7 protein-coding genes are annotated in these 10,277 nt (G+C 40.9%); 4 read left to right on the forward strand and 3 right to left on the reverse strand.

Translation table 11 applies throughout. The features are described from left to right. Window positions 1-46 precede the first annotated feature (46 nt). On the reverse strand, window positions 47-2,614 hold the full coding sequence (mutS, locus tag HV213_RS06730; protein ID WP_181485126.1) for a DNA mismatch repair protein MutS: 2,568 nt from the start codon (window positions 2,612-2,614) through the stop codon (window positions 47-49). Window positions 2,615-2,760: 146 nt separating this feature from the next. On the opposite strand from mutS, the gene HV213_RS06735 reads away from it, so the two are divergent. Continuing rightward, window positions 2,761-4,224: a tyrosine-type recombinase/integrase gene (locus tag HV213_RS06735; RefSeq protein WP_060617536.1), complete on the forward strand. Its 1,464-nt coding sequence runs from the start codon at window positions 2,761-2,763 to the stop codon at window positions 4,222-4,224. A gap of 63 nt (window positions 4,225-4,287) precedes the next feature. Here the strand turns inward: HV213_RS06735 and HV213_RS06740 are convergent, their stop codons facing one another. Continuing rightward, window positions 4,288-4,794, reverse strand: coding sequence for a type III toxin-antitoxin system ToxN/AbiQ family toxin (locus tag HV213_RS06740; RefSeq protein WP_063249555.1), 507 nt, complete (start codon window positions 4,792-4,794; stop codon window positions 4,288-4,290). 370 nt (window positions 4,795-5,164) lie between these two features. Here HV213_RS06740 and HV213_RS06745 point away from each other — a divergent pair, with 370 nt between their 5' ends. From HV213_RS06745 to HV213_RS06755, 3 genes are read left to right on the forward strand one after another with little or no spacing between them, the layout of a single operon-like run. Continuing rightward, window positions 5,165-5,809, forward strand: a complete 645-nt coding sequence (locus HV213_RS06745) for a hypothetical protein (RefSeq protein ID WP_060617482.1) — start codon at window positions 5,165-5,167, stop codon at window positions 5,807-5,809. 2 nt (window positions 5,810-5,811) lie between these two features. Continuing rightward, on the forward strand, window positions 5,812-7,791 hold the full coding sequence (locus HV213_RS06750) for an ATP-dependent nuclease (RefSeq protein WP_060617481.1): 1,980 nt from the start codon (window positions 5,812-5,814) through the stop codon (window positions 7,789-7,791). Next, entirely contained in the window at window positions 7,791-9,638 is a 1,848-nt protein-coding gene (locus HV213_RS06755) for a UvrD-helicase domain-containing protein (protein ID WP_063249553.1), read from the forward strand. Before HV213_RS06750 ends, HV213_RS06755 begins: the two co-directional genes overlap by 1 nt. Before the next feature lie 34 nt (window positions 9,639-9,672). On the opposite strand, the gene HV213_RS06760 is transcribed toward HV213_RS06755, so the two are convergent. Beyond that, on the reverse strand, window positions 9,673-10,248 hold the full coding sequence (locus tag HV213_RS06760) for a hypothetical protein (protein WP_060617479.1): 576 nt from the start codon (window positions 10,246-10,248) through the stop codon (window positions 9,673-9,675). Between the last annotated feature and the right edge of the window lie 29 nt (window positions 10,249-10,277).

The following is a 10,277-nucleotide window of genomic DNA, read 5'->3' on the forward strand; positions in this document are numbered from 1 at the left end:
TCATTATATGGGCAACCGAAGCTGCCCATATATATGACTACATCAACTACACCAGACTTTTTAGTCTATAAATCCACTCCAGAGCCTGACGTGGGGTCAGTGAGTCCGGGTCGAGATTTTCCAGCGCCTCAACCGCAGGCGAAGCTTCTTCCGGAGCGGAAAGCAGCGACATCTGCGTACCATCTACTTGAGTAGCGGCGGTACTCGGGGCAATGCTTTCCAGCTCGCGCAGCTTCTGGCGGGCGCGCTTAATCACCTCTTTCGGCACTCCAGCCAGCGCTGCGACGGCCAGACCGTAGCTCTTGCTGGCCGCACCATCCTGTACGCTGTGCATAAAGGCGATGGTATCGCCGTGCTCCAGTGCATCAAGGTGGACGTTGGCGACGCCTTCCATTTTCTCCGGCAGTTGGGTCAGCTCGAAGTAGTGGGTAGCGAACAGGGTCAACGCTTTAATTTTATTCGCCAGATTTTCCGCACAGGCCCACGCCAGCGACAGGCCATCGTAGGTTGAAGTACCGCGGCCAATTTCATCCATCAGCACCAGGCTGTGCTCGGTGGCGTTATGCAAAATATTGGCGGTTTCGGTCATTTCCACCATAAAGGTCGAGCGACCGCTGGCAAGGTCATCCGCCGCGCCAACGCGGGTGAAGATACGGTCGATAGGGCCAATCTCGACTTTTTGCGCCGGGACGTAGCTGCCAATGTAGGCCAGCAACGCAATCAGCGCAGTCTGGCGCATATAGGTACTTTTACCGCCCATGTTTGGACCGGTGATAATTAACATTCGGCGCTGTGGCGTCAGGTTTAGCGGGTTAGCGATAAACGGCTCTTTCAGTACTTGTTCAACCACCGGGTGGCGGCCTTCGCTGATACGAATACCCGGTTTATCGCTAAAGGTTGGGCGACAGTAGTTGAGGGTTTCCGCGCGCTCGGCAAGGTTAACCAGCACATCAAGCTCCGCCAGCGCGCTGGCGCTCTGTTGCAGGTCGCCAAGATGCGGCAGCAGCATATCGAATAATTGATCGTACAGCTGTTTTTCCAGCGCCAGGGCTTTCCCTTTCGACGTCAGTACCTTGTCTTCATACTCCTTCAGCTCAGGAATAATGTAGCGCTCGGCGTTCTTGAGGGTTTGACGACGGACGTAGTGAATTGGCGCATGCTGGCTCTGACCGCGGCTGATCTGGATGTAATAGCCGTGAATGGCGTTGTAGCCTACTTTCAGCGTATCCAGCCCCAGGCGCTCGCGTTCGCGGATCTCCAGCTTGTCGAGGTAGTCCGTCGCGCCATCAGCCAGCGCCCGCCACTCGTCGAGTTCTTCATGGTAGCCGGGAGCGATAACGCCGCCGTCGCGAACCAGCACCGGCGGAGCATCGATAATCGCCCGCTCCAGCAGTTCGCGCAGTTCGGTAAACTCGCCCATCTTCTCACGTAGCTGTTGCACCGGTGCGCAGTCAACATCGGCCAGCATAGCGCGTAGTTCCGGCAGTTGTTGGAACGCGTGGCGCATACGTGCTAAGTCGCGCGGACGGGCGGTGCGCAGGGCCAGACGCGCCAGAATACGTTCGAGATCGCCAACCTGGCGCAGTATCGGCTGCAGTTCAGTGTAACGTTCCTGCAGCGCGCCGATGGTCTGTTGGCGTTCTACCAGCACATCGGTATCACGCGCTGGCATATGCAGCCAGCGCTTAAGCATACGGCTGCCCATTGGGGTGACGGTGCAGTCGAGCACCGCGGCTAGCGTGTTATCAATGCCGCCGGCCAGGTTCTGGGTGATCTCCAGATTACGGCGAGTGGCGGCATCCATAATGATGCTGTCCTGCTGGCGCTCCATGGTGATGGAGCGGATATGCGGCAGCGAGGTACGTTGGGTATCTTTGACATATTGCAGCAAACAGCCAGCAGCACACAGTCCGCGTGGCGCATTTTCCACACCAAAGCCGATGAGATCGCGGGTGCCGAATTGCATATTGAGCTGCTGGCGCGCAGTGTCGATTTCAAACTCCCACAGCGGGCGGCGGCGTAGACCGCGGCGGCCTTCGATCAGTGAGGATTCGGCGAAGTCTTCAGCGTACAGCAGTTCGGCGGGATTGGTGCGCTGAAGTTCTGCCGCCATGGTTTCCCGGTCAGCCGGTTCACTCAGGCGAAAACGCCCGGAGCTGATATCCAGCGTGGCATAACCAAAGCCTTTGCTGTCCTGCCAGATAGCGGCCAGCAGGTTATCCTGACGCTCCTGCAATAGCGCTTCATCGCTGATGGTGCCGGGCGTAACAATGCGCACCACTTTACGCTCGACCGGCCCTTTGGTGGTGGCCGGGTCGCCAATCTGTTCGCAAATGGCGACTGATTCGCCCTGATTAACCAGCTTGGCGAGATAGTTTTCCACCGCGTGGTGCGGGATCCCGGCCATCGGGATCGGCTCGCCCGCCGACGCTCCGCGTTTGGTCAGCGAGATATCAAGCAGTTGTGATGCGCGTTTAGCATCATCATAGAACAGCTCGTAAAAGTCCCCCATCCGGTAAAACAGCAGGATCTCCGGGTGCTGGGCTTTCAGCTTGAGATACTGCTGCATCATGGGCGTATGGTCTGATAAATCCTTGTCAATAGACTCATTCATATTGATTTTACTCGTTTTTTAAGTCTGCTGAGTACTCAAGTGGCCCTATGTGAAACCGCTTTAAACCCATGTAAATCGATAAATTTGTATACCAGTAGTATACCGGTTAGTATCGGGTATACACTCTGAATTGCTGGTATACATTTATGAAAATGACACTTACTCAGTCGATTATAATCAATAAGTTATCTATCGACGTGAAACCAGATCTCGACCAGCAAGGGCGAGTTGTCTACTTACCCAATCCTGAACGAAAGCCGTATCTTATCACTGACAACCACAGGGATTCACCCGTTGGTTTTGGTGTCAAAATCAGTGCGACCAAAAAAACCTATATCATTCAACGAAGAGTGTCGTCAGCAGACAATCGACCGGAGACAGGGGGCAAAGCTCCGAAACAAGTTATCAGATCTACCATTGGTAATGTCTCAGATTTCGCCAGCATTGATCAGGCACGCGAGACTGCTCGCAAGTTCGTTGAAACGATGAAGTTGACCAAAAGGAACCCTAACAAGATAAAACGGGAGTCCGATGCTTCTGAGCTCACTATCAGTGAAGTGTTTGCTCAATATCGTCAACACCTTCTTGGCAGGTCTAAACCAGCTAAACCCAACACACTTAATGTCCTGAACAAAGCAGAAAACAGGCTTTCTGAATGGTCAGGACTTCGAGTGAAGGATTTAACTGGTAATGAAATTCTTCGTAAGTTTGATGAGATTGCCAGCAGAGCCAGGACAGCAGCCGAGCAAACTTTTAGATGGGCCAATGTTGCTGTCAGACATGCCATCGAGATTGAAGCAAGTAATGCACAGACCCAGCAACGACAACCCTCCTTGTCCTACAATCCATTCTCTATCTTGAAAGTTCAGAAGAAGTTCAGGACTCGTTCTGAGCTTGAAGACAGCTACAAAGCGAAAGGTGTCAGAAATCCGCTTTCGCCAAAAGACACACTTGGTCGGTTCTTGAATGCATTGCACAATAAAAGAAGCTTCAATCGGTTAGGGTGTGACTATCTGCTACTGACAGTCCTGTTAGGTGCTAGGAAAGAAGAAACCGCTTCTTTATGTTGGAGAGAAGCTTTAACAAGTGAAGAAGCTAAAACGACAAGTTATGTTGACCTGAGTAACAGAACTATCCGTTTTTACGACACGAAAAATCGAAACGATCACGAGCTTCCGATTTGTGATGCCGTCAAAAGAATTTTGGAAGATAGAAGAGACATTGTTCAGGAAACAGAAACTCGTTCAGAAAGACTGAAGTGGGTTTTCCCAGCCCGATCCAAAAGAAGCAAAGTCGGGCATTACTCTGACAGTAAAAGCTTGCGAGAATACTTGTGCCAGGAAGCTGGTATTACAAAACTTGGTATGCATGACCTGCGACGAACTTTCGGCAGGATTGCAGAAGAGCTTACTTCTTATGCTGTCGTTAAGAGACTGCTCAATCACCGTAATACTACCGACCCGACAGAACGATATGCTGTTCCCGATGAAGAACGAATCTATGAGGCATTACAACGGATTGAGTTGCATATGCTTATCACTGCACCTAAATTGTATAATGCACTTTTAGCATCAGCAAAATATCCACCATTCTTAAATGTAGACGTTTGAGTTTTCGAAAAAAAATAGTAAGAGGAAGGTATTGTTTCACACTAATACATCAATATTTTCCTATTAGGCTGGGGGTATATAGCTACTTAGTCCATGCTCTAAGTCTTTAAAATTACATGAAATATTTACTAAGGCGGGAACCTTTTTATTTATAACAATGTCATATAACGTATTTGCTTTATTAATTAACAGAGTGCTGTGTGTACGGATGTAATTAATTTCTTTATTTATTAATGATTGATATTTGGAATCATAAATCGAAATGTCAAATTTATTTATAACAATGTTATTCACAGGAATCATGTTGTTTAACTGTACAACGGATATTAATTTTGGCTCAACTGACGTATCAGACTCATCATATATTTTGAAGGCTGCAGGGTTACTATTTTTTATTGATTTGTGTTTGTCTTTGGCAGAAGTCAAAGGTGCTATGTAATTTATTTCACCAATGGAAAAAAGAACACCAACAAAAGGTTTACCCATCGCATAGTTATTTGGAGTTTTACTGTCAATTTTTTTTAAAAATTGAATATAAGTATCACTTACAGTGAAAAATTCAAGTTTCAATAGGTTACTCCAGATGTAAAAATGCCCCACAAAAGTAGGGCAAGAAATGGTTCGCACTTGATGGCAGCGAATCTCCAATTTTATGGTTCGCACTTGATGGTAGCGAATCTCCAATTTTATGGTTCGCACTTGATGGTAGCGAATCTCCAATTTTATGGTTCGCACTTGATGGTAGCGAATCTCCAATTTTAAAGCCGTATCTTATCGGCTTAAAATGATACTACTACATTACTGTCATCATGTCAAACTGTTATTGGCTTGTGAGATGTTGTCTTTACGTTATTCGCTGTATAATGTTAAGGCATAACCGCTTTGCACATAACCATTATCGAGGTGCGTCTTTTAACTATATGTTTTAAAAGGATTAAATATGATTTCGGTGGAGATTTTAAGAGAATTGTCAGAGGTCTGGAAACTCTTTGGCGATCTTCCTGATGACTCAGTGCTCAATGTTGACTTGGCTGCTGTGTACCTTGGTGTAAGCGTTAAAACACTAGCTCGTTACAGACAAAATGGTGGAGGGCCTGAATACATACAGTATCAAGCCGAAGATAGTAAGGCTCGTAACCAACGAATAAATTATCTTTTAGGAGATCTAAGAATATGGAGAAATAATCATAAAGTTAAAAATAGTATGCAAGCGGCACAAGTTCGAGGACTTGCTTTCACTTCACTGAGCGATTTTACGGAAGAACATCCTTTTATTGTTAAAAATAAAATCATCCAAAAAAGGAAAATAAAAAGGTTAGGAGTTAGAGATTCAGATACTGAGATATACGATGATGTTATCTTAGGGCATATACTCTGTGTGGAAGAAACAGTTTTAAAAATCGAAATATCCAATAACGACTTGCAAGTTATTTGGATTTCAATTGAAGAAGCTTTGAAAAAACATTGGGAATATAACGATAATAAAAATATTTTTTTAGATTGTTTTAAGTTGTGCTCACAAGAAATCATTACAAATGCAGAAATAATTAGTGATTATAATTTTTTAAAACAGCAATTGAGGTGATAATGAAAATTACACAAATGGAGATCAAAGGCTTTAAGAGCTTTGATAATGTAGGGCAAACTATAAATATAAATTCATTCACCAGCTTAATTGGAGGGAATGGAACAGGTAAAACTGCTGTTCTCCTCGCATTGACAAGGATGTTTGGTGTCAAAAGCTCCGATAGAATTGTTCAAGTTGATGATTTTTATGTTCCTCCTGGAGATGAAATCGATACTCAAGATGAAAGAGAATTATCAGTTCGTGTGAAATTTGAATTTGCAGATCTGCAAGATGGTGAGGACGATTCAGTCGCTGATTTCTTTAAGCATTTGGTCTCAAATGAAGCAGACCAGATCCCATACTGTATAGCAAAATTAAAAGCTAAATGGACAAAAACTAATCTTGCAGAAGGGGATATAGATAGTGATTTAGTATGGGAAATAGGAAAATATGAAAAAAATATTACAGCATATGAAAGATCAAAAATCCATGTTCATTATGTCCCTGCTTATCGCGATCCTGCTCAACAACTGAAGCAAACAGCCGGAACCATCATGCACCGTTTGATAAATGCAGTTGAATGGTCTGAACAGATGAGTTCAACGGTTGATGAGGTTGCAGAATCAATCGGAAACCAGTTCCAAGAAGAAATTGGGGTTCAGACAATAACATCTTCATTGAGCAGAAATTGGAAAACTCTTTTTAGCGGAGGGTATTTTGAACAGCTTAAAATTCAGCCAGTAATGAATGGAATAGAAGATGTATTAAAGCATATAGATACTGTTTTTATGCCTACTCCGGTGACTCAACCATTACCAACTGAAAGATTAAGTGATGGTATGAAGTCATTGTTTTATCTTTCGTTAGTCAAATCTGCATTTGATATTGAAGATGAGATCATAAATTCAGGAGAAAATGAATTATCGATATCAGTAGAAGCATTAGATCCTCCAAATTTAACGATAATATTAATCGAAGAACCAGAAAATCATCTTTCACCCCAATATTTAGGAAGAATAGTTAAACTATGTGAAGATATATCTGAGAATGATCGAGCACAGGTTGTTTTAACAACACACGCACCTTCATTACTCAATAGAGTAGAACCAGAAAATATAAGGTATTTTCGGCTACATGATAATAAAAATACTGTTGTCAAACCAATATTATTACCAAGCGAAGATGAAGACGATGGAGACAATGTTGATACTTTCACTTATGTAAAAGAAGCAGTGAAGGCATATCCAGAAATTTATTTTGCAAAAGTTGTAATACTTGGTGAAGGTGATAGCGAAGAAATAGTAATACCTAAAATAGCTCAAGTAAACGGTATAGAGCTTGACACTTCATTGATAACATTTGCGCCATTAGGTGGGCGATATGTTAACCATTTCTGGAAACTTTTGGATGAGCTTTCAATCCCTCATGTGACACTTCTTGATTATGACCATAGAAGAGGTGGTGGAGGCTGGGGAAGAATTAAATATGCATTAAAGCAACTTGTTTCCGTTGGTAAGGATAAGAATAAATTATTAATAATAAAAACTGGTGTTTTAAGTGATAAAGAACTTGAAAAAATGCATACATGGGGAGAAGACAAGGATAATGAAATTGCATGGATGAATCGTCTAAAAGAGTATAATGTATATTTTTCATACCCCTACGATTTAGATTGGCTAATGCTTAATGAATTCTATGAGGATTATAAGACTTTTGTTCCAAAAAAAGGTGGGCCAAAATTACCTAAGGATGATGACCCTGAATATAACGACAAAGTTAGAGCCGCAATTGCTTCAGTATTGAAAAAAGAAGTAAGTGATATTGAAATTGATGATTTTGATGATCATGATAAGTATTTTTGGTACCGATATTTATTTTTGGGTAGAGGTAAGCCATTATCACATAATTATGTATTATCAAAGCTGGAAGACGGTAAATTAAGAGATAATAGCCCTGAAATACTTGATGAACTTATCGAAACAGTGAGGGGGTTACTTTAATGCCAACTATTAAAGATGGAGATTGGGTATTAAAGGATATCCAAGAAGTCGAAGATGAAGCAATGAAAGTGATACGGAATAGTACAGAGCATAATCTCGTTCTTGCAGGTCCCGGTTCAGGTAAAACTGAATTATTGGCTCAAAAAGCATGTTTTTTAATTGAAACGGGAAAATGTAGTAAGAAAAAAATCATCGCACTATCTTTCAAAAAAGATGCGGCAAAAAACCTACAAGATCGAGTCAACTCACGGCTTGATTTAAAATTTAGGAATAAGTTTGAATCCACGACATTTGATGCTTTCTGTAAAAGTATTGTAGATAGATTTAAAGGTACTCTTCCGAGGTTTTATCGTCCTTCAGACGATTATGAAATTATTTCTCTTAATAAAAAAGAAGTTATAGCAGAAATAAAAAGAGAGGCATTAGGTTTTGAGGGGTTGACATCATTTGAATTGAATAAAATAAAGCATTCAAATTTTGAAGAAAAATACATTGTAATTCCTTATAAACAAGAAGAAAGGCATACAATTAATGGAAGGATAAGATATTTTGTATGGACTCATTTATTGAAAGATAAGTCAAGAATTTCATTCAAAATGATAAATTATCTTGCTAATAGAATTATAAAGAAAAATAGTTTCCTATCAAATGCCATTAATTCAACATATGAATATGCCTTCATTGATGAGTTTCAAGACACTACATCTAAGCAATATGAGATATTTAAAAGTATTTTCTTTGATCGAGCTATAAAAATAACAGCCGTTGGTGATACAAAACAAAGAATAATGGGGTGGGCAGGGGCATTGCCTAATGCTTTTGATGTCTTCAAAAAAGATTTTGAAGTTGGTGACAATAATGAATTGATAAGCAATAGAAGGTCATTAAAAAATTTGATAAGTTATCAAAGATTGATGGAATCCTTCATGAATAAAACTGAAAATAAGACAGAAATCACTTTTTATAAGGGAGAAGGTTTAGCCAGGTTAATGCAGTTTGAGGAAGTTGACCAAGAGGCATCTTATATTGTTTCACTTATTAAAAAATGGATTGATGAAGGTATTGAACAAAGGGATATCTGCATTTTATCCAAAAGTGTGGCCGGACAGTACTCTCAAAAAATAATCTCAGAGTTAGACAAGTCTGGTGTCAAATGCCGTATTGAAAATGAATACCAAGAATTATTAAACGAAGCAATAGTACAATTAGTTTTACAGCTTCTAATGTTTGTTTGTAATAGAAAGTCTATAGAAGGCTGGGCTTCTACAATGGATCTTTTGTGCAACATTAGAGGTGTAAGTAAAAGAGGTGATGTTACTCGTTTAGAAAAAGAGTTAAGTAACTTCATCAAGGCTAATAAGGAAGTTAAAAGTGATGTTGTTGATTATTTAAAGGGCTTACTAACAATATTTGGTATCCCTGAGTTAAAATCTTATTTTCCGCAATATATGAATGGTAATGGCTTAGAGCATAATATTAATACTCTATCTAAATATCTCGAAGCATTAGATATAAAAAATAACATGTCAAATGCTATAGATATGTTGAGTGGAAATAAAACTGTACCATTTATGACTATCCATAAAAGTAAAGGTTTAGAATTTAAAAAGGTCGTTATAGTAGGACTTGAACCGGATGCTTACTTTGGTGATGAAGAAGGACAGATAGAAAATCAAAAAACAGTTTTTGTAGGGTTTTCAAGAGCTATTGATGAAGTGTTCATGACTCGTTGTAAACTAAGGAGGGATAATTTTGGTAATGTCTCCAGACAAGACTTTAATAGAATACCGCTGATAACCGATATGCTAACTTATTGTGGTATCGAGGCTGAGAGCTATCCAGGTTGAATAGATGATGGCGATTTCAGATCGCCATCATTTTTTATTTTGCTTTTTGCATATTTAAATTAAAATTGCTTCCGATTTCGTTAATAACTTCCAATGTTAACTGGCTTTTTGAAGATTTTATTATTTTATAGGATTGGTTTTTCCCACCTGCCATACTCTCCTCAATAGTTGGTAACTTTTTATTGTTTATCACCTCTATTTTCAGCGGATCAAGATCTTTGTTATTTAAAACCAGCTTTATGGGTTTTGTTTTTAAGCTATTTAATGATGTAATTAACTCATTATCATATAGTTGCCAATCACCAGCACCGTCAGAAAGATAGTCTATGAATATATGGTCACCTGGAGCATAAGAGTCAATAGAGATACTGCCATGAAAGTTGTATTTTCCATTAGAGAAGAAGGTCGTTTTTCCATTAACCCTAACGGTATTACCTTTTACTGTGTAAGAGTAATCAGATAGCCAGCTTCCTACAATACTGTCGTATCTCTGAGTAGAAGGGGAGGTCGGGTTGTAATGCGCATAGATTGCGAATGCTGTCGCAATGATCCCGCATAAAGAACCAGTAACTCCTATTATCTTTAAAAATGCAGAAATTTTTCGTCCCATGAAACATTACTCATATAATATAGATCGTT

Source organism: Klebsiella sp. RHBSTW-00484, from assembly GCF_013705725.1.
In the GTDB taxonomy this organism is placed as follows: domain Bacteria; phylum Pseudomonadota; class Gammaproteobacteria; order Enterobacterales; family Enterobacteriaceae; genus Klebsiella.

What these genes read in the sequence shown, in the direction of transcription:
- HV213_RS06750 (WP_060617481.1), top strand. Translation starts at nt 5,812, where the DNA reads ATGAAAATTACACAAATGGAGATCAAAGGCTTTAAGAGCTTTGATAAT.
- HV213_RS06745 (WP_060617482.1), top strand. Translation starts at nt 5,165, where the DNA reads ATGATTTCGGTGGAGATTTTAAGAGAATTGTCAGAGGTCTGGAAACTC.
- HV213_RS06755 (WP_063249553.1), top strand. Translation starts at nt 7,791, where the DNA reads ATGCCAACTATTAAAGATGGAGATTGGGTATTAAAGGATATCCAAGAA.
- mutS (WP_181485126.1), bottom strand. Translation starts at nt 2,614, where the DNA reads ATGAATGAGTCTATTGACAAGGATTTATCAGACCATACGCCCATGATG.
- HV213_RS06735 (WP_060617536.1), top strand. Translation starts at nt 2,761, where the DNA reads ATGAAAATGACACTTACTCAGTCGATTATAATCAATAAGTTATCTATC.
- HV213_RS06760 (WP_060617479.1), bottom strand. Translation starts at nt 10,248, where the DNA reads ATGGGACGAAAAATTTCTGCATTTTTAAAGATAATAGGAGTTACTGGT.